The sequence below is a fragment of the Terrabacter koreensis genome, assembly GCF_054783315.1.
In genome coordinates this window covers 1,595,800-1,614,477 of the sequence record NZ_BAAGQU010000004.1, presented here as the reverse complement: position 1 = coordinate 1,614,477, position 18,678 = coordinate 1,595,800, and the positions used below count along the sequence as shown (strand labels likewise).

At 72.9% G+C, this 18,678-nt stretch carries 18 protein-coding genes; 7 read left to right on the top strand and 11 right to left on the bottom strand.

Features of this window, described 5'->3' with window-relative positions; genetic code table 11:
• Positions 1 to 3: 3 nt before the first annotated feature.
• From ACYVNR_RS10290 to ACYVNR_RS10265, 6 genes are all read right to left on the bottom strand, one after another.
• Positions 4 to 1,956: a hypothetical protein gene (locus ACYVNR_RS10290; RefSeq protein ID WP_461047974.1), complete on the bottom strand. Its 1,953-nt coding sequence runs from the start codon at positions 1,954 to 1,956 to the stop codon at positions 4 to 6.
• A 347-nt stretch (positions 1,957 to 2,303) separates the two neighbouring features.
• A complete protein-coding gene (locus ACYVNR_RS10285) occupies positions 2,304 to 3,233 on the bottom strand; it encodes a YihY/virulence factor BrkB family protein (RefSeq protein WP_458800256.1) in 930 nt (309 codons plus the stop codon).
• A 315-nt stretch (positions 3,234 to 3,548) separates the two neighbouring features.
• Complete coding sequence (locus tag ACYVNR_RS10280; protein WP_458800254.1) at positions 3,549 to 3,731, bottom strand: hypothetical protein; 183 nt, start codon at positions 3,729 to 3,731, stop codon at positions 3,549 to 3,551.
• Between the two features lie 340 nt (positions 3,732 to 4,071).
• Positions 4,072 to 5,706, bottom strand: a complete 1,635-nt coding sequence (locus tag ACYVNR_RS10275) for a copper resistance CopC/CopD family protein (RefSeq protein WP_461047972.1) — start codon at positions 5,704 to 5,706, stop codon at positions 4,072 to 4,074.
• Between the two features lie 17 nt (positions 5,707 to 5,723).
• A complete protein-coding gene (locus ACYVNR_RS10270; RefSeq protein ID WP_461047970.1) occupies positions 5,724 to 6,572 on the bottom strand; it encodes a YcnI family copper-binding membrane protein in 849 nt (282 codons plus the stop codon).
• A gap of 46 nt (positions 6,573 to 6,618) precedes the next feature.
• On the bottom strand, positions 6,619 to 7,341 hold the full coding sequence (locus ACYVNR_RS10265; protein ID WP_461047969.1) for a hypothetical protein: 723 nt from the start codon (positions 7,339 to 7,341) through the stop codon (positions 6,619 to 6,621).
• Between the two features lie 325 nt (positions 7,342 to 7,666).
• On the opposite strand from ACYVNR_RS10265, the gene ACYVNR_RS10260 reads away from it, so the two are divergent.
• The 4 genes from ACYVNR_RS10260 to ACYVNR_RS10245 all read left to right on the top strand — a co-directional run bounded on the left by ACYVNR_RS10260 (position 7,667) and on the right by ACYVNR_RS10245 (position 11,363).
• The gene (locus ACYVNR_RS10260; RefSeq protein WP_045192632.1) at positions 7,667 to 8,497 is read left to right on the top strand and encodes an ABC transporter substrate-binding protein; all 831 of its coding nucleotides are present in this window, start codon (positions 7,667 to 7,669) and stop codon (positions 8,495 to 8,497) included.
• Positions 8,498 to 8,532: 35 nt separating this feature from the next.
• On the top strand, positions 8,533 to 9,324 hold the full coding sequence (locus ACYVNR_RS10255; protein ID WP_045192633.1) for an amino acid ABC transporter permease: 792 nt from the start codon (positions 8,533 to 8,535) through the stop codon (positions 9,322 to 9,324).
• The gene (locus ACYVNR_RS10250) at positions 9,321 to 10,088 is read left to right on the top strand and encodes an amino acid ABC transporter ATP-binding protein (RefSeq protein ID WP_458800242.1); all 768 of its coding nucleotides are present in this window, start codon (positions 9,321 to 9,323) and stop codon (positions 10,086 to 10,088) included. The genes ACYVNR_RS10255 and ACYVNR_RS10250 overlap by 4 nt, the downstream gene beginning before the upstream one ends.
• Positions 10,089 to 10,181: 93 nt before the next feature.
• On the top strand, positions 10,182 to 11,363 hold the full coding sequence (locus ACYVNR_RS10245) for a DUF3800 domain-containing protein (protein WP_461047967.1): 1,182 nt from the start codon (positions 10,182 to 10,184) through the stop codon (positions 11,361 to 11,363).
• Between the two features lie 245 nt (positions 11,364 to 11,608).
• Here ACYVNR_RS10245 and ACYVNR_RS10240 read toward each other — a convergent pair whose 3' ends face one another.
• Complete coding sequence (locus tag ACYVNR_RS10240; protein ID WP_461047966.1) at positions 11,609 to 12,871, bottom strand: sensor histidine kinase; 1,263 nt, start codon at positions 12,869 to 12,871, stop codon at positions 11,609 to 11,611.
• Positions 12,872 to 12,933: 62 nt separating this feature from the next.
• Positions 12,934 to 13,638: a response regulator transcription factor gene (locus ACYVNR_RS10235; protein WP_461047964.1), complete on the bottom strand. Its 705-nt coding sequence runs from the start codon at positions 13,636 to 13,638 to the stop codon at positions 12,934 to 12,936.
• 61 nt (positions 13,639 to 13,699) lie between these two features.
• Here ACYVNR_RS10235 and ACYVNR_RS10230 point away from each other — a divergent pair, with 61 nt between their 5' ends.
• From ACYVNR_RS10230 to ACYVNR_RS10220, 3 genes are all read left to right on the top strand, one after another.
• Positions 13,700 to 15,166 (top strand): ferredoxin reductase family protein, encoded by a 1,467-nt coding sequence (locus ACYVNR_RS10230; RefSeq protein WP_461047963.1) that lies wholly within the window; start codon positions 13,700 to 13,702, stop codon positions 15,164 to 15,166.
• Entirely contained in the window at positions 15,163 to 15,678 is a 516-nt protein-coding gene (locus tag ACYVNR_RS10225; RefSeq protein WP_461047962.1) for an FMN-binding protein, read from the top strand. Before ACYVNR_RS10230 ends, ACYVNR_RS10225 begins: the two co-directional genes overlap by 4 nt.
• Positions 15,679 to 15,861: 183 nt before the next feature.
• Complete coding sequence (locus ACYVNR_RS10220; RefSeq protein ID WP_461047960.1) at positions 15,862 to 16,614, top strand: phosphodiesterase; 753 nt, start codon at positions 15,862 to 15,864, stop codon at positions 16,612 to 16,614.
• Positions 16,615 to 16,634: 20 nt separating this feature from the next.
• Here ACYVNR_RS10220 and ACYVNR_RS10215 read toward each other — a convergent pair whose 3' ends face one another.
• The 3 genes from ACYVNR_RS10215 to ACYVNR_RS10205 form a co-directional block, all read right to left on the bottom strand.
• Complete coding sequence (locus ACYVNR_RS10215; RefSeq protein WP_461047959.1) at positions 16,635 to 17,249, bottom strand: flavodoxin family protein; 615 nt, start codon at positions 17,247 to 17,249, stop codon at positions 16,635 to 16,637.
• 28 nt (positions 17,250 to 17,277) lie between these two features.
• The gene (locus tag ACYVNR_RS10210) at positions 17,278 to 17,547 is read right to left on the bottom strand and encodes a DUF7218 family protein (RefSeq protein ID WP_045192639.1); all 270 of its coding nucleotides are present in this window, start codon (positions 17,545 to 17,547) and stop codon (positions 17,278 to 17,280) included.
• Positions 17,548 to 17,635: 88 nt separating this feature from the next.
• Positions 17,636 to 18,610 carry an SDR family NAD(P)-dependent oxidoreductase gene (locus ACYVNR_RS10205; RefSeq protein ID WP_461047957.1) on the bottom strand — a complete coding sequence of 325 codons (975 nt, stop codon included), beginning with the start codon at positions 18,608 to 18,610 and terminating at the stop codon, positions 17,636 to 17,638.
• Between the last annotated feature and the right edge of the window lie 68 nt (positions 18,611 to 18,678).

Below are 18,678 nucleotides of genomic sequence, written 5' to 3'. Positions count from 1 at the left end.
CACCTAACCACGCACCGCCGTCATCTCGGCGGCACTGTGCTCGCGGCGGAGGTCGAAGAAGAGCAGGCCGATCCCGATCGTCGGCACCGGCACGAGGAGGGCGGTGCAGGCGGCGGCCACGACGTTGCACAGCGCGACCGGCCAACCCGTGACGAGGAGCAGCAGCCCCCCGACGACCGGCCCGCAGAGCGTCGCCGAGTAGAGCAGCACGAGCGCCAGCATCGTCGACTTGAGCCGCCGCGTCCGGGTCAGGGCGGCACTGCGGACGAACGCCGCTCGCGGACCGAGTCCTTCGATGCTGCTGGCGGCGAACGACACGGACCACAGCGACAGCAGCACGAGGCCGACGGGAGCCAGCCAGAAGCTGCTGAACAGGACGGTGACGGCGCCCGCGCCGAGCAGGTAGGTGACCGCGGGGGCGGGACGTTCCACGAGCCGACGGAGGGCGGCCTTCACGGACGGCTGGACGGCCCGCGCCCGCTGCGCCAGCAGGTCGAGCACGACCGTCACCACCACTGCCTGGACGACGAAGAGGACGAGCCACGCCCCGGTCGATGCCGGCACGGTGACCCACGCGTTGCGACTGCCGTTGACCTCGGTGATGCCGGCATCGGCGCCGGGCCTGACGGACCACTGCCGCGCGTACGAGGCGGCCACTCCCGTGACGAGCAGCGCCAGGCTCGCCGGCAGCAGCTGGCCCCGGAGGCCGACGGCGACGGCCGCACCGTCGACGAGGATCTGCCCGGTGTGCCGCTCCCGGTCCGGTTGCCGTGCGTCGCCGCCACGCCATCGGGTCGACCTCGCGAGCGCGACCAGAGCGACCACGAGCGCGAGCAGGGCCATGGCTACGAAGACCGGCCGCTCGAGGACCTCGAGCAGCACCACGGAGCCACCGGCGACGAGTGCGCAGAACCCTTCGGCGGCGAGCCCCGGCACCGGCGGCAGGGCGACGGCAGCCTCCCGCCCCTCCTGCTCGACCCACGTGACGGGAGCGGCCCACTGCTGCTTGGCCGCCGGGCCGGTCGGCCCGTTGTTGAAGCCTGGCGCCCGCTGTCCCCAGCGACCCTCGTAGGCCAGCCACGCGTACGGGTCGGAGCCGGAGCGCGGCACGTCGGTCGGCAGCAGCTCGACCGTCGGCGAGACGGCGGTCCCGGGCGCGGTCGTGTCGTCGCAGCCGAACCCGGTGGCTGCGCTGCGCCCGAACCAGACCGCCTGGGTGAAGTACGCGGCGTGCGACCCCTGCCCCGGATAGACGACGGGGTGCCCGTCGAGCAGCGCAAGGCGGTCGCGGTCGGTCCAGTCGGCCACCTCGGCACCCTCGTGCTGGGCGTATGCCGCCTGCCTGGGTGGGACGGTCAGCGCAGCGCGGGCGTCGGGCGCGTCGAAGACGAGCTGCACCATCTCCCAGTCGCCCTCGTGGCGGTCGTTCCAGTCGTTGTAGACCCACCAGAACCAGTACTGCAGGACGAGCCCGCCGGCCTGCGTCACCACGCGGGCGTAGACGATGGGTCGCTCCTGGAGGGTGCCGGCCCAGCGCTCGTAGTCGCAGCCCGGGGAGAGCACGCGACCGGGCAGGTCGAGGTTGGAGCCCGGCGGGGCGGCATACAGGTCGGCCGCCTGCGGCGCGCGCACGTCACCCCGCGGGGTGCGCAGCACGACGTCCGGTCGGCCGAGCACGGCGTCGACACGGGTGGGGAGGAAGGGCTCACCGTCGCCGCACGGTCGCGCCTGGGTGCGCACGACGACGACCGGTGCGTAGCGCTCGGCGAGCTGCTGCTCGGCGGCCTCGTCGTCGGCGACCGGCGCGAGGTGGCGTGCCGGCACCGGCGCACGGGGAGGCGCCGTCGCAGCCGCGGGCACGGTCGAGAGCAAGGCACCGAGGCACAGCAGCACGACGACGGCCGCCCTTGCGGCACGGCGCGGCCCGGCATCGCCCATGGCGACAGCAGACCACACGTTGCTGACCCTGTCGCTGCACGAGCACGGCCACGCGTGGTCGGGGTCAGGCCCCCGGAGCAGGGCCCCCACGGTGGGCCCCGCCGAGCGGCGGCCCGAGCCGAGCACCACCCGTGCGCCGCCGCGCCCGTCCGATGCGCGAGGTCCCAGCCGACCTCCGCTGCAGCTCCGCGGCGGGCCAGGTCCAGCAGGGCGCGGGGGCACCAGGTCGCCTCGGCCCGCATCCGTGATCCTGCACAGTCAGCTCCTCCCGTCGACCCCCGTTCGGCACAACGAGGCACGCGGGCCCACGGTCACGCCCCGACGGGCACGCCCGACGCGCATGCCACGTGGCGCCGACGGGCGCGTCAGTGCGGTCGACGCTCGGCCGCCTCCTCCACCGCGGCCCTGTCGAAGTCCGACATCGCTCGGGTGTCGCGAGGCTCCGCGAACGGCTCGAGGTCCTCGGGCACCCCTGCGGCGATGGCACGTCCGCGGTCGAGCTCGGCGTTGACCTCGGCGCCGAGCAGGATCGCGATGTTGGTCAGCCACAGCCAGACGAGGAAGACGACGACACCCGCGAGGGAGCCGTACGTCTTGTTGTACGAGGAGAAGTAGGCCACGTACACCGCGAAGAGTCCCGAGACGACGAGCCAGATCAGCACCGCGAGGATGCCTCCCGGGCTCACCCACTTGACGCCACCCTGCCGCGCGTTCGGGCTGGCCCAGAAGAGCACCGCGAACAGCACCGACACGAGCAGCAGCAGGACCGGCCACTTGAGCACGTTCCAGAGCATCAGGCCGGTGTCACCGGCGCCGACGAGCTGCCCGATCTGCCGGGCCACGGGGCCGCTCACGACGACGATGACGGCGCTGACCACCATGACGACGACGGCGAAGACGGTCACTCCCACGCGGATGGGGATGGTCTTCCAGATCGGCCGGCCCTCGGGGATGTCGTAGATGACGTTGGAGGCCCGCATGAACGCCGACACGTAGCCCGAGGCGGACCAGAGGGCCACGAGCAGGCCGAGAACGGCGCCGAGGCCTGCACCCGTGCGGTTCGCCTGCGCCTGCGCGATGAGGGTGCGCACGAACTCCGCGCTCGAGCCCGGCGCCACGGCCTGCACCTGGTCGACCACCTGTGCGGTGGCATCCTTGCCGAGCAGCCCGAGCGCCGCCACGAGGACGACGAGCGCAGGAGCGATCGACAGGAGCCCGTAGTAGGTCAGGGACGCAGCGAGATCGGTGAGGTTGTCGCGCTTGAACTCGCGGCGAGCCCGTTTGACGACCGCCACCAGCGACGGCTTCGACAGGTCGGTCGGTGACTCGGGTTCGGGGTGAGGCTCCGACTCGTGCCGTCGGTCGGACTCGGATCCTGGTTCGGACTCGTGTCGCGGGTCGGCATCATGTCGCGGGTCGGCCTCGTCCCGGTGGTCCGGGGCAGGCTCGGTTGCGGTCGGGGGTCGGCGGCTGTCGCCGCTGGGGGTCGGTGACATACCGGAGGCGTACCCCGTGGGACGGCACTCTCACTCGCCGGCGTCACCGGAAGGTGCAGGACGGACCTGACCGGTGGCGCGTGACCTCACGTGCGCGAGGTCAGCGCCGGTGGGTCACTGGCAGCGCCACATGCCCGACGAGCGACCCGTGTGGCTGGCCCGGTGACGCCGGCTGCGCACGGGGGCGACGACGCTCGTCGCGCAGGCCTGCGTCAGGCGCTCGAGGATCGCTGCACGCTCACTACCGGTCAGCGCCGTCACGGTGGCGTCGTCGTCGACCAGCGTCGGTGCGCTCATGCGATTCTCCTGCTCGGGTCTGCCGGCGGCCGAGGTTTCGCCGGTGCTGGTGCAAGGTGTACCAGTCGCAATCGCGAACTAGGTCGCGAATGCCCGAATTAATGCAAGAAAGTCCCAAGAAAGGTGCAAGTGACCGTAACGGGGGTTTGCGCGTTTGCCGCGCCGACACCGCGGCCGCGTGGCACCGTTGACTCTGCCTCCGCGCGCAACGGGTGTGAGGCCACCGGGCGAGGAGCGCTGCGGGCAGCGAGTGCGTCCCGCCGGTGGAGGTGGGCGCTGCCGACTCCAGGGGCAGGGAGTCGGCAGCGCTGCCCACGGCACTCATTCAGTGCTCCGGTGGTCAGGGAGCCACGACGACGTCCCCGCCGGCGACGACCGCCCTCTCGCTCCGGTCCTCGACGGTCAGGGTGGCCCTCCACGTGCCGCTGAGCGGGAAGGTGTAGCGGGCCTCCCAGAACCCGCCCCTCGCAGCCAACGCAACCGGGATCGCCCCGACCCCGCGGCTCGGGTTGGCCAGCTTCAGCGCGACCCGCCGGACGTCGGCGGGCGCGCCCGTGCCTGTCGTCACCAGGACACGCAGCGTGCTGCCCCGGGTCGTGGCGGGCAGGACGGCGAGCAGGGCGCGGCGGCCGTCGCCGAGCGGGATCGTCACCTGCCGGTTGGCGTCGGCGGTGGCCGTCACCCCCGGGCGGGGACTCCCCGTCGCGGCCGCGACAGTCGGCGGCGGCGTCGTCGTGCCGAGGACCGCGGTGACGGCCAGCACCCATACGGTCAGCAGGGCCTCGCTCCGCACCGAGAGCAGCGGGGACTCCCCGCGGCCGAGGCGCCCGCGCGACACCGCAGCGGCTACCAGGGCGGCGGCGACGAGCGCGAGCTTCGCCGACAGCAGTGCACCGTAGCGGGTGAGGAAGAGCTGCTCGACGGCTTGTACGTGCTGGAGCGAGTTGAGCAGGCCGGTCACGACCAGGGCGAGCACCGAGACCATGGCGAGCCTCGAGAAGTCGAGCAGCGCCCGCCGCTCGACGGAGCGTCCCACGAGGACGAGGACGACGAGGCCGCCGACCCACACCGCCGCGGTCAGGGCGTGCACCGCCACGACGGCGAGGTCGACAGGAGAACCCGCTGCGGCCCCGTGGCCCGACGCCGCGACCGTCACCGCCACCCCACCGACGACCCAGGGCACGACCCGACGACGCACGCGGCCGACGACCGCAGGGAGCCGCCAGGCCAGCGCCCCGAGCACGCCGTAGAGCGCCATCTTCCACACCGTCGCCAGCCCGAACGACGTGCCCAGTGTGTCCCGCACCAGCTGCGGGTCGAACAGGTCGAGGACTGGTCGGCCGGCGGCATACGGGCCCTGGGCGAGCAGGCTGACGAACGCGAAGGACGCGCCGCCCACGATGCCCGCGCGGGCCATCCGCTGCAGCGTGGGGTCGTTCCGCGCTCCCCCGGCGCACCACAGCACGAAGGCCGCGACACCCGCGAACGCGGCGAGGGAGAGGTAGCCGCCCAGCCGGGCCACGACCACGTATGCCGGTGCGGTCGAGGAGCGCCCGGACGATGCGGCCCCGACGGCGTCGGGGAGCGCTCCCGGGGCGGCGCCGACGCCGAAGGTGAAGGCCCCGTCGACCGGGTGCCCGTCAGAGGAGACGACGCGCCATGTCACCACGTAGGCGCCCTTTCTGAGGGTCGAGGGCATCGGCCACGTGACGGTGCGTCCGGCCGCGACGGGCTCGGGGGTGGCGACCCTTCCGCCGGCGCCGTCAAGCAGCCGCAGACCGCCGTCGACGAGGTCGACCGACTCGGTGAACGTCAGCTGGACCGATCGCGGCGGCGCCTCGAGGCGGGTCCCGTTCGCAGGCGTGCTGCTGACGAGCTCGGCGTGGGCCCAGGCAGGGGCGGCCAGGGCGATTCCGGAGAAGGCCAGCGCCAGGGTGGCGATGACCAGGCGCACCAGTCGTCGTGAGCGTCTCATGGACGTGTCCGCGCCGGTCAGGGCCGCGCGTCGTCCGGCGCCCGCTCCGTGGCACCGTGGGTCGGGGCTTGGGGAACCGAGGCGGCGGCCACGGGACGGCCCCGGCGCCACGCCAGGACGGCGGCGAAGACCGCGACGGCGAGCGCTGCTCCCGAGAGTGCGAGCGAGGCGGTCCCGGCCCCGTCTGCGGCGGTGGGTGCGGCAGCCGTGGCAGCCGTTGGGACGTTGGTCGCCTCGGGCGAGGCGTCCTTGCCGCTGCCGGCGCCGGCCGCGCCGGCAGCTCCGGCGGCGCCTGCGGCGCCGGTTGCGGGCGTGATCTGCAGGACGGGCGCCGGGTGCTCCGGCTCGGTGGTCTTGTCGGCGCTGACCTCGTTCCAGCTCACCGTCTCACCGCCGGAGTAGGTCTGCACGGCCGAGAAGACGAGCTCGCCCGACTGGGGCAGCGGGCCCAGGCTCAGGTTGAAGTCCTTGTACTGCCCGGGACGGATGCCCACGCCGTCGGTGGACGTCCAGGTGACCTGGGAGACGACGGTGTCGACCTTGCGGCCGAAGACGTCGATTGGCTGCGCGAGCTTGCGCGTGGCCGTGGTCGCCCGCCATCCGGGCATCTCGGTGGTGCGCACCGACCCGATCGGTGTCTCGACCGGAAGCACCAGCTTCAGCGCGGTGGTGCTGGCGTCGTCCCGCTCGTTGGGCACGCGTACGGCGATGACCGCTCCCTCGCCGCCCTCGACGGTGCCGGGTTGGATGCTGACATGGGCCGAGGCGATGCTCGGCAGCGCGAAGGCCGTCGCGAGGGCGAGACCCACGCCCGCGCCGCCGCGGATGACGTTGCGGCGCAGAGTGCGTCGTGACTTCTGGAACATGGCAAGGCTCGATTCTGACGATGGGTCCACGGGGCGTACGGCTGGATCACGTTGCGCCGCAGCCCCGTTCGACCCGCCAGAGGCGACCTGTCCAGAGGAGGTGGGCGCGGCCGTCTGTCGGTGGACCCCGGCGCGTCGCGCCGGAGCCGGCGCACCGGCTCTTCGACGGCACGGCCGCGGCGACCCGCGGTGCGGGCCGGCGTCGCGCCAGGGCGAACGTCGGGGTGAGTGGGGTCAGCAGGACGTGCAGCAGGCGCAGCCAGGCCTTCCTCGTCGAGCCGGCGGCCAGGGCCAGCACCGACCGGATGGCGCGTTCACCGGCCGCCAGCCACGCGCCGACCAGCACGGCGGCGCCGACATGGGCTCCGACCATGCGCGCGTCGCCACTCCACTCGGTCAGCGCCCTGAGGGTCGTCACGCCGGGATCGACCCCGAGGTGCGATGGGGCAGCTCGTGCCGCATGTCCGGCCATCCCGGCCGTCCCGCCGCTCGTCCCCGTCGCCGTCGCCGTCGCCGTCGCCGGCAGCAGCTGGAGCGCACCGTGCAGCGCGGTCTGTCCGGCGAGCAGCACGATCGCGGACCACCACCACGACAGGGGGCGTCGGAGCACGGCCGCCGAGGCAAGGGTCGCCAGCGCGCAGACGGGGAGCAGCATCGTCGGGTCGGGCAGCACTCCCCCGCCGGTGACGTGCGCGGCAAGAGTGCTGGCGACGACGAGCAGCGTCAGCACCGCGGCGCGCACCCAGCGCACATACGTCGGGTTCCCCACCGGCTCCACCCCCTCGAAGCGGCCCTCGACGGAGTCGACGCTACGGGTGCGACCTTGAGCCTTTCTTGAGGACAGCTGCTCGAGGACATCGGTCCGTCGGGCGGACCGATTATCACTTAACGTTTGGCGTCCTATAACGTGACGTTCGCGAAGGGAGCCGCGCTGGAGCCCCCGGCACCGCGCATGTGCCGCGCCCCGACGCACCCCGCGCCCTCGTCGGCACCGCTGCTGACGGGCAAGCCCGAGCCGTGGCTCCCGGCTGCTTCGCCCTGCCCGTGCTGCCCTGCGGGTGCTGCCCTGCCTGACCCACCCAGAAGGAACTCGCATGAACCTGTCCCGCCGGACGCTCACCGCCTCCGTCGTCGCCGTCGCCGCCCTGTCCCTCGCCGCGTGCGGCGGCGGATCCTCGACCGGCGCGGACGCCGCCGACAACCCGTACGGCCTCCAGCAGGCCGGCGTGCTGCGCGCCGGCACGCTGACCGACGCCCCGCCCAACGTCTTCCTCAAGGACGGCAAGTTCACCGGCTTCGACAACGACCTGCTGACCGCCGTGGCCGGCAAGCTCGGCCTCAAGGTCGAGTTCGTGGGCACCGAGTTCAGCTCGCTCCTCGCGCAGGTCAAGACGCGCAAGTTCGACGTCGGCTCCTCCTCGATCAGCATCACCGAGGCCCGCAAGAAGACCGTCGACTTCACCAACAAGTACGACTTCGGCTTCCTCGGCCTCGACGTGCCGAAGGGTTCGAGCATCACGTCGTTCGACCAGCTCGCGGGCAAGCGCGTCACCGTCGTCCAGGGCACGGTCCAGGACGACTACGCCACGCGTTCGAACCTCAACCCGGTGCGCGTGCCCGACTACAACGCCGCCCTCAACCAGCTCAAGACCGGCACGGCCGACGCCTGGATCACGCCCGCCGAGATCGGCGAGAAGACCGCTGCCGACTCCGGCGGCAAGGTCCTCTCGGTCGCCAAGCAGCTCGACCCGGGTGGCATGGCCTACGCGGTGGCACCGGGCAACGACAAGCTGCGCGCTGCGCTCGACAAGGCGATCGACGAGGTCGTCGCCGATGGCACCTGGGCCAAGCTCCAGCAGCAGTACTACCCGGGCCGCGAGATCCCGGCCGACTTCAAGCCGGGCAGCGGCACCTCCGCCCAGTAACCCAACCGCACCAGACACCCCGAGAGGAGGGCTGGATGGACGCCCTGAACACCGTGTGGGACACCTTCTTCGACCTCGACGCCATGAGGGCGGCGCTGCCGGACATGCTGCGCGTCGGGCTGCCCAACACGCTCGTCCTGGCCCTCTTCTCGGCCGTCATCGGCACCGTGCTCGGCATGGTGCTCGCGGTCTGCGGGCTCTCGCAGCACCGGTGGCTGCGCTGGCCGGCACGGGTCTGGACCGACGTGTTCCGCGGGCTGCCCGCCGCCGTGACGATCCTGCTCATCGGCGTGGGGCTCGCGCCGCTCGGCCTCGAGATCTGGGGGCCCAACCCCTACCCTCTCGGCATCCTGGCCCTGTCGCTCATCGCCAGCGCCTACATCGGCGAGATCTTCCGCTCGGGTATCCAGAGCGTCGACCCCGGACAGCTGGAGGCCGCGCGAGCCCTGGGCTTCAGCCGCCCGTGGGGAATGCGGCTCGTCGTCATCCCGCAGGGCGTGCGGAGGGTGCTGCCCGCCCTCGTCAACCAGTTCATCGCCCTCATCAAGGAGTCGTCACTCGTCTACTTCCTGGGGCTGCTCGCCAGTCAGCGCGACCTCTTCCGCATCGGGCAGGACGCCGCGGCCAACACCGGCAACCAGTCGGCCCTCGTGCTGGCCGGGCTCTGCTACCTGCTCATCACCGTGCCGCTGACCCACGTCGTCAACGCGATCGACCGGCGTCTGCGGGAGGGGCGCCGGGCTGACGGCGGGCCCTCCGAGACCCCCGAGGGCACAACGGATCCCGCTTCCCGCCCCGAGCTCGCCATCAGCCAGGAGCCCCGATGACTCAGCAGACCCGTTCCTCGCACACCGGTGCGCTGACCGGCGGCGTCGGCGTCGCCACCCGCGACGTCCAGCTCTCGTTCGGCTCCAACCACGTGCTGCGCGGTGTCGACCTCGAGGTCCCAGCGGCGTCCACGGCGTGCGTCATCGGCCCTTCCGGTTCCGGCAAGTCCACGCTCCTGCGCGTCGTCAACCGACTGCTGGAGCCCGACAGCGGCGACGTGCTGCTCGACGGCCGGAGCGTGCTCGGGGACGACCCCGACGTGCTGCGGCAGCGGGTCGGCATGGTCTTCCAGCACTTCAACCTCTTCCCGCACAAGACGGTTCGGGCCAACATCACCCTCGGACTGACCCGCCTCAAGGGACTGTCGAAGGACGAGGCCGCGGAGCGCGCCCTCGTCCACCTCGACCGGGTCGGCCTGGCGCACAAGGCCGACGTGCGTCCCGGCAACCTCTCCGGCGGCCAGCAGCAGCGGGTCGCCATCGCGCGAGCCCTGGCGATGGAGCCCGAGGTCATGCTCTTCGACGAGGCCACGTCGGCGCTCGACCCCGAGCTCGTCAAGGGCGTGCTGGCGACGATGGCCGACCTCGCCGCCGAGGGGATGACGATGCTCGTCGTCACCCACGAGATGGGGTTCGCGCGGTCCGTCGCCCAGCAGGTGCTGTTCATGGACCACGGCCGGGTCGTCGAGGCCGGCGAGCCCGGGCAGGTCTTCGAGGCACCCCGCACCGAGCGCCTCCAGCGCTTCCTCTCGCAGGTGCTCTGACGCCGCCGTCGCACGCCCATCGCGTATGCCGTCGGGTGCGGTCCCGTCGAAAAGTCCTTGGTGCGTCGGGCGCCTCCGGGTGAGCATGAGCGCGTGGACCTGCACGCGCGCCTGCCCCTCCAGGGCGGGCTTCCGCCGCTCGAGACTCCCGGTAGGCCAGTCCTGCCCCTCATCGAGGTGGCCTGCGACGAGTCCGGGTTCTCCGGCACCAACCTGCTCGATGCCGCCACCCCGGTGTTCACCCACGCGAGCGTCGACCTGCGCCTCGACGAGGCGGCTGACCTCGTCGACGGGCTCAAGTCCCGATCCTCTTGGCCTCCGGGCGAGTTCAAGTCGGGGCAGCTCCTGCGCGGGCCGCGTGCGCGGGAGTCGTTGGAGCCCCTGCTCGCCGCGTTGACCGACCGTGCCCACGTGCAGGTCGTCGACAAGGAGCTCTTCCTGGCCACACGAGTCGTGGACCTCCTCCTGGCCGAGCCGTCGTATGCCGCGGGGACCAGTCTCAGCGTCGACCAGCGCCCCGCTGCCCTGGCTCTCTACCGGGCGGGACGGTCGCGCGGGAACGAGTGGCACGCCTTCCTGTCGTGCTTCGTCGAGCTGGTGCGCACGAAGAAGCGGCACCCGACGGAGCGACGTCTCGTCGGCGCGTTCTTTCGGGCGCGGGACGCGCTCGCCGAGGGCCTCGCCAGCGAAGGCCCCGACGCCGACGCAGCGACCGTCCTCGCCGCCCTGACGCGGACCCGCACCCGTGCCGTCCTGGCGCGGCTCGCCGGAGACGACCCGGCCGTGCCCCCACCGCTGGAGCCGATGCTGCCCGCGCTGGCCGAGACGGTGCTCTTCTGGAGCGGTGCTCGTCGGCAGGTGCTCGTCGTGCACGACGAGCAGAGCGCTCTCACGGCCACGCGCCTCCGGCGCCTCCAGCAGGTGCTCGCCGAGGCTCCGGAGTGGGTGGGGAGGTGGTCCTCCCGCGCTCGCACTGCGCCGGCGCCCGACGGCTCGGGGAGCGAGCAGGTGTCACCGCTCGCGGGCCTGGTCACGGTCGACTCGCGGGACGACCCGCGTGTGCAGGTGGCGGACCTGCTCGCAGGCGTCGCGCGCCGGTCACCCGACATCGACCGGGACCCGTTGCTGAGGCCCTTCCTCACCTCCACCTCGCTGCGCGACCCCGCCTGTCGTGACGCCCTCGACCCCGCCGCCCTCACACTCGGCCGTGATCCCGGCTCCCCGGGGGGCGGACCTCCCTCCCGAGCAGCCACTCCTCGACCTTCTGCAGGCTGACCATCAGCACCAGGCCGACCACCGGTGTCGCAAGCGTGAGCATCGACATCTCGCTCCTTCCGTCCCGGGCGCTGCCTCACTTCGCGAGCACGCGCCAGGGTTCCTCACCCCTGACGACGCGCCGGACGGCGGTGCATGACGTGAACCGGTGACGTGAACCGGTGACGTGAACCGGTGACGTGGACCGGTGGCTTGAGCCGGTGTCGTGAGAGCGCGTCGCCCCATGTCGCACGTGTGCCCAGCGGTCAACGACTCGTCGACGCCGGCAGGACGAGGGTGAAGGTGGCTCCGCCACCGTCGGTGGGTGCGACGTCGAGGGAGCCCCCGTGGTGCCGGACGACCTGGGTGACCAGGGCGAGGCCGAGCCCGAACCGGCGTTCGGCGGTATCACGTCGGGCACGGGCGAACCGGCGGGTCAGCGCCTCCACCTCCTCCGCCGCCACCCCCGGCCCGTGGTCGACGACCTCGACACGCACCTCGCCACCGGCGCAGCGCGCGGCGACCTCGACGGACGCGCCCGGGTCGGAGTGGGCGATGGCGTTGTCCACGAGGGCCAGCACGGCGCGTCGCAGGCTCGTCGACACCCCGTCCACGACGGGGTCTCCTGAATCCACGTCCTCCTGCCAGCCCAGAGCCCGTGGGCCCGGCAGCACGCCACGCCACTCGACGGCGACACCCGACCGGGCGGCATACGGCCGCAGCGACACCACGACGTCGCGGGCCACGGCGGACACGTCGACGACCTCACGCGGGGCCTCGCCGGCATCGAGCTGCGCAGACAGGAGCAGGTCGGACAGCACCTCGCCCATCGCCCTGGTGTCGTCGACGAGCTGGTCGGCCTCGCGCACGACGTCGCCGCCCCCGCCCAGGTCTCCGGGCTCCCGGCCCGGGCTTCGTTGGCCCGCAAGGATGCTCCTGCGCAGCAGCTGGGCCCGCGTGCTGATGACCGCCAAAGGGGTGCGCAGCTCGTGGCTCGCGTCGGCGATGAACTGGCGCTGCAGCTCGAGCGCCTCGGCAAGTGGCCGCACGGCGCGCCGCCCCGCCAGCAGACCGGTGAGCGCCGACAGCACCACGCCCACGAGCCCGGCGAGGCCCATGGCGACGAGCAGGCTGCGTTCCTGGGTCGCGTGCAGACGCACGTCGTAGACGGCTGCGAAGAGGCGGTCCTCCCGCCTGACCCCGGCCGCGGGCCACTCCCTGCCCTCGGCCACGACGGTCAGCGGGATCGTCGTGCCCTGCCCCGCTGCGGCCCCCGGAGTCCCGGCGACCCCCGAGCGAAGGGCTTCCCCGGCCGCCGTGGCCACCGACGCGGGCGTGCCCGTCGTCGTCTGCACGCCGGTCGGGCCGACCTCCACGAGCCAGACGCCCGCGGGGGCGTCCACGACGTCGTCCGCCGTGGCGACCGACGCCTCGACCTGTCGTCGGACGTCCGCCGCCTGCTGCCGGTCGAAGAGCAGGCCTGCGCCCACGATGGCCACGAGCACGACGACGGCGGTCGTCGCGCCCACGCGTGCGGCTATCGAACGGGAGGCTCGCGCAAACGGGTCGCGTCGCGCCGCCGCCGGCCTCGTCACGAGGAACCCAGACGGTAGCCGACTCCGTGGACCGTCTCGACGACGGCGCGGCCCAGCTTGCGTCGCAGGTAGTAGACGTACGTGTCGACGGCGCCGAGCGTGTCGGCCCGGGTGAAGGCGGTGTCGAGCAGCTCGTCGCGCGTGAAGACGCGCGTGGGCCGCCGCGCGAGGACCTCGAGCAGGGCGGCCTCCCTCGTCGACAGCAGCACGTCCTCCCCCGGCCCGACGACGCGGTGCTCCCCCACGACGAACCGCCCGGCGCCCACCGGCAGCTCCTCGGCCAGGGAGGCGGGCGGGCGGAGCATCGCGCGCAGCCGGGCGAGCAGCTCGTCGACGTCGAACGGCTTGACGAGGTAGTCCTGGGCGCCGGCGTCGAGGCCTTCCACGCGGTCCGCCACCGTGCTTCGTGCCGTGAGGAGGAGCACCGGCGCCGCCACCCCCTTCCTGCGAAGGCGCGTGACGAGGTCGACCCCCTCGACGCCCGGAAGGCCACGGTCGACGACGAGGACGTCCCAGTCACCGACGAGGCCCTGGTGCAGCCCCTCCTGCCCGTCGCGAGCGGCGGTGACGGCGTACCCCTCCTCGGTGAGCAGCCGCGCGAGCATCGTCGACAGCTCCCGGTCGTCCTCGACGAGCAGGAGCCGCGGGGACGACGCACGCGAAGGAGACGGCCCCGCGCCGGCAGACGCATCCTCGGTCATGCCGCCACTCTCGTCCCTGCGTCTCATAAGTTTCTGAGATCCGGTGCAGATCATCAGCTGCGTGAGCAACACGATGACATCCCAGCGCCCGGCGCACCCGGGCACGAGCGAGCGCGTGCGGCGCGCCCTCGGCCGCGGCGTCGCGTTCCGACGTCGGCGACAGCGCCTCGCCGACCTGCTCGAGGCGCTCGCCCTCGCCACGCTGCTGGCCGTCGTGGCCCAGTTCCTCGTGAACGGTGGCAGCCACGACCTGCTGACCGGGGCCGCCGGCGACCGGCTCACCGCGGTCGGTCGCCTGACCGGGCTCGTCGCGATGGACCTGCTCCTCGTCCAGCTCGTCCTCGCGGCCAGGGTGCCGTGGGTCGACCGTGTCTACGGCCTGGACCGCGCGCTCAAGGCGCACCGGGTGCTCGGACGGGTCACCGTCCCGCTCGTCCTGATGCACGTCGGGACCATCGTCGTCGGTGCCGCCGTCGGCGACGGCCGCACCGGGCCGGGCGGCGCCCTGCGCGAGCTGCTCGCCATGGTCACGGGCGGCGACGACCTGCTGATGGCCGCCATCGCCACGCTCCTGCTCGTTGTCATCGCAATCACGTCGGTCCAGATCGCCCGTCGACGCCTGGGCTACGAGGCCTGGCACGTCGTCCACCTCACGGCGTACGCCGCGGTCGTCCTCTCCGTCCCGCACGAGCTGTCGCTGGGCTCGGACTTCACGGCGTCGCCGTGGACGCGCGCCTACTGGTGGTCGCTGTGGCTTCTCGTCGCGGGCAGTGTCCTGCTGTGGCGGGTCGCCCTCCCGGTCGTGCGCAGCGCGCGCCACGGTCTGCGCGTCGACCGCGTGGTGGAGGAGTCCGACGGCGTGTGGTCGGTCGTCATGAGGGGCCGGCACCTGGACCGGCTCGACGTCCGCGCCGGGCAGTTCTTCAACTGGCGCTTCGTGACACCGGGACTGCTGCTCTCGGCCCACCCGTGGTCGCTGTCGGCAGCCCCCGACGGTCGGTCCCTGCGCATCACCGTGCGCGGACTCGGTGACCACTCGGCGGCCGTCCGCCACCTCAAGCCGGGCACGTTCGTGCTCGCGGAAGGCCCCTACGGCGCCTTCACGACCCGAGCCCGCGTGCGTCGTCACGTGTTGCTCATCGCTGCCGGCATCGGCGTGACCCCGGTGCGAGCCCTGCTCGAGGAGGTCGTCCGCGAGGGCCACGCCCTTCCCGGTGACGTCCACGTGCTCTACCGCGCGGACGCGCCGGACCAGCTGCCCCTGCACGGCGAGCTCGAGAGGCTCGCCGACCTCGCCGGCCACCGGCTCCAGACCCTCGTCGGTCCGCCCGAGGTCGGGTCGCTCCTGCCGGCCGGTGCCGGCGGGGACGGGTCCGACGCGTCGCGCCTTGCCCGTCTCGTCCCGGGGCTCGCCGGGCACGAGGTCTACCTGTGCGGGCCTCCTGCCTGGATGTCGCTGGTGCACAGGGCAGTTCAGCGCGCAGGTGTCCCGAGGACCCACATCCACGACGAGAGGTTCGGCTGGTGAGGAAGGCGACATCGGTCATCATGGGCGTCGCGGGCGCCTCCGCCATCGGGGCGTCGTGGGCCGCCGGTCTCACGCCGAAGCACGACACCGTCAGCGGGGTCACGCTGTCGGCGCCACCGGCGGCAGGTCGCTCCACCGACGCATCCACAGGCCGCCGGCCGGCACGTGGGCCTGCGAGCTCACCGCAGGCGCACGAGCGTCCTGGCGCGAAGGCTTCGTCTGCCGTGCCGCGGTCGCGCACCGTCGACGGGGGCGTCGCGCACACGCAGTACGGCGACGTGCAGGTGAGCATCACCGTGGTCGGCTCGCGCATCACCGACGTCACGCCACTGCACCTGACCGACAGCTCACGCCACTCCGTGCGCATCAGCGCCCAGGCAGCGCCGGTGCTGCGCTCCGAGGCCCTACACCGGCAGTCGGCCCAGATCGACATGGTCAGTGGCGCCACCTACACGAGCGACGCCTACCGCCAGAGCCTCCAGTCGGCCATCGACGCCGCCCACGTGCCCTGACGCCAACGCTTCCCGGACCAAGGGCCCCGGCCTGTGCGTCGGGACCGCCCGGATGCTGCCGGGGGTCGAGCCGGCTCCTCACCCCGAGCGCGTAGGAACCCACTGCGCCGCGAAGGTCTGCCAGCACCGGATCCGCGGGCGCGGACGACGTCAGAGGCGCGCGTGCGTGGGTAGGAGTACGGCGTGATCGCTCGCCTCTCGCCCAGCGGCTTCGCTGCGCCGCGGCCCGGCTCGGGACGCCGGCCCTCCGACACCGACGCGGTCGATGCGGTCGACGTCGCTCCCCGCACGCTCGGGATCGTCCTCGCCGGAGCGCTGGGCACCGTCGCGGCACTCACCCGCCGCAAGCCGCTCCACGCCGTCGGCACCACGTGGGACGCGCAGCTGCGCATCGACGAGCCGCAGCCCGACCTGCGGGTCCCCGTCCTGGAGGACCGCGGTGCGCACGCGTGCACGGTCCGCGTCTCCCGAGCGCTCGGGACGCCCAGCGGCTGGTGGGACATCGGTGGCCTGGCTCTCCGGCTCCCCGGCGCCGGACCCGACTCGGGACCTGCGGACCTCCTCTTCGCGACGACAGGGACCGGCCGCGCGACCAGACACGTGCTGCGGCCAGTGCGACGCGCGACCGAGCAGGCCCTGACGACGCTGCTTCCCACGCAGGCGGGCGGACGGTCGCTCGTGCTCCTCCTGCGCCCGACGACGCGCGACGAGAGGCCTCGGCAGTACGAGCTCTCCGTGGCTGCCGACGGTGGGACGTGGCGACCGGTCGGGCTGATCGACCTGCAGCAAGAGCGCCCGGACGACGAGGTGCGCTACGACCCGCTCGTCAACGAGCTGTCCGGCACGACGCCACCCCCGTGGGTCGTCGCGCTGCGCGAGCCGGCATACCGCTGGGCTCGACGCCTGGGGACGCGGGCTCCCGCGCGCCACCACTAGCCCTCGCGACTACCCCTCCACTACCCCTCCCCCGGCGCCGGGTACCGGTGCTCGGCGAGCAGTGCGGCGAGGTGGGCGGCGTTCGCGGCCAAGGTCCTCGTCGTGCTCGTGACGGTGTCGGGGGTCTTGGGCAGGTCCTTGTAGTCGGTCCCGTGCATGGCCTCGCCGTTCCAGTAGGTGACGCCACCGGCCGGGATCGTGAAACCCACGTCGTTGAGGGCCTGGAAGCAGACCGCGCTGATGTGGTGGGCGCCGTCCTCGTTGCCGACGACCACGGCCACCGCCACCTTGCCGTACGTCTGCAGCCGGCCCTGCTCGTCCTTCTCCGACAGCTCGGCGTCGAGGCGCTCGAGGACACGCTGGCAGACGCTGCTGTGCTGTCCCAGCCACGTCGGGGTGGCGAGCACGAGGATGTCGCTCGCGATGACCTGCTCACGGATCCCGGGCCAGGCGTCCCCCTCCCCCATGTCGAGCTCGACGCCCGGGCGCACGTCGTGGTCGACGACGCGCACCATCGAACCGGTGACGTGGTGCTCGGCCAAGGCATCGAGCACCTGCTGGGCCAGCAGCTCGGTGCTCGACTCGGCCGGCGACGGGCTGAGGGTGCAGTTGAGGGCGACGGCGGTCAGGGGCATCGGAAACCTCTCGATCGGTGCTGCGTGGTCAGTGGTTGCGCAGCGCGGAGACGAGCTCCTTCTTGCTCATCTTCGACCGGCCCTTGATGCCGACGTCGCGCGCCCGCTGCATGAGCTGCTCCTTGGTCATGTCGTCGTAGTCGCCGGCACGACCGCCCTTCCGCCCCACCTTCGAGCGGGAGCTGGCGGCGGCGGCGTTCGAGATGCGGGCGGCCTTCTCCTTGCTCGCGCCGTCGTCGCGGAGCGCCTCGTACATCTTCTTGTCCTTGACCGACGGGCCGGTGTCCTTGCGTGGCATGGCGCCTCCTCGGGTTCTGACGAGCTGATCGGCTCTTACCCGACCCAAGGGCAACGCATGCAGTCCCCTGCGTCTCGAGAGCCCAGCGTCATTCGTGGTTGCGACGCGCCGCTTCGTCACCGAGGCGGGTCAGGGCGTGGACGACGCGAGAGGTGACGCGAGAGCGGGCCTGCTCGCCCTCGACCGTGCGGGCTCCGGCTCGCGGCGGTGGACCAGGGAGCAGGCGTCCCGCCAGCCCCATCACGCGCGTGGTCGTGCCCGGCGCCAGCCCACGCACCCGGATTCCCAGCCAGGCGAGGGGCGTGAGCACCACCATCGGCCGGCCGGCGAGGACTGCGTCGACGATGCGCCGCGCGGCCCGGTCCGCGTCGACCGACACGAGCGGCAACGACGCCGCCGGCGCGAACCATGAGTACTCCGCAACCGCGTCACCACCGAACCTGGCGTGCTCGTGGCCCCCCGTGCGCATCAGACCCGGGACGATGGTCGTCGCGGTGACGCCCGTTCCGCTCAGGGCGGCGGCGAGGCCGTCCGAGAAGCCGACGGCGGCGAACTTGGCCGTGGCATAGGGAAGCAGGTGGGGCGGGGACACCATGCCGCCGATGGACGTGACCGTCCCGATGCGACCCCGACCTCGCCGGCGCATGTGGGGCAGCACCGTCATCGCTGCGTTGATCGGGCCCCAGGCCATGGTGTCCATGGCGTCCTCGAACCCGTGCAGGACCAAGGACTCCGCCGGCGCTGCCTGGATGATGCCCGCGACGGTCACCAGCACCTCGATCGGGCCGAGGGTGTGCTCGACCCGCCCCACGAGCTCGCCGACGTCGTGACGGTCGCGGACGTCGCACGTCTCGCCGGTGACCTCACCTCGGTGCGCGAGGTCTGCGACGGCCTCGTCGACCTCCGCGCCGTCGCGGGCGGCGACGACGACGTGGTGACCACGGTCCACCAGCTCGCGGGCCACGAGGAAACCGAGACCGCGCGACGCCCCGAGGACGACGGCCACCGGCCCGGAGACGTGGGTGCTCGACTGCGCGTCGGTGTCGTTCGGCTGCTCGTTCATGCCTGCCTCCTCGGCGTCGATGGGTCTCGGGAGTCGCTCGAGCCTCGCGTCGTTTCCGCGCCCGCGGC

Coding starts and splice junctions, on each gene's coding strand:
- ACYVNR_RS10275 (WP_461047972.1), bottom strand. CDS start 5,706: ATGAGACGCTCACGACGACTGGTGCGCCTGGTCATCGCCACCCTGGCG.
- ACYVNR_RS10270 (WP_461047970.1), bottom strand. CDS start 6,572: ATGTTCCAGAAGTCACGACGCACTCTGCGCCGCAACGTCATCCGCGGC.
- ACYVNR_RS10210 (WP_045192639.1), bottom strand. CDS start 17,547: ATGCCACGCAAGGACACCGGCCCGTCGGTCAAGGACAAGAAGATGTAC.
- ACYVNR_RS10280 (WP_458800254.1), bottom strand. CDS start 3,731: ATGAGCGCACCGACGCTGGTCGACGACGACGCCACCGTGACGGCGCTG.
- ACYVNR_RS10250 (WP_458800242.1), top strand. CDS start 9,321: ATGACTCAGCAGACCCGTTCCTCGCACACCGGTGCGCTGACCGGCGGC.
- ACYVNR_RS10205 (WP_461047957.1), bottom strand. CDS start 18,610: ATGAACGAGCAGCCGAACGACACCGACGCGCAGTCGAGCACCCACGTC.
- ACYVNR_RS10215 (WP_461047959.1), bottom strand. CDS start 17,249: ATGCCCCTGACCGCCGTCGCCCTCAACTGCACCCTCAGCCCGTCGCCG.
- ACYVNR_RS10260 (WP_045192632.1), top strand. CDS start 7,667: ATGAACCTGTCCCGCCGGACGCTCACCGCCTCCGTCGTCGCCGTCGCC.
- ACYVNR_RS10255 (WP_045192633.1), top strand. CDS start 8,533: ATGGACGCCCTGAACACCGTGTGGGACACCTTCTTCGACCTCGACGCC.
- ACYVNR_RS10235 (WP_461047964.1), bottom strand. CDS start 13,638: ATGACCGAGGATGCGTCTGCCGGCGCGGGGCCGTCTCCTTCGCGTGCG.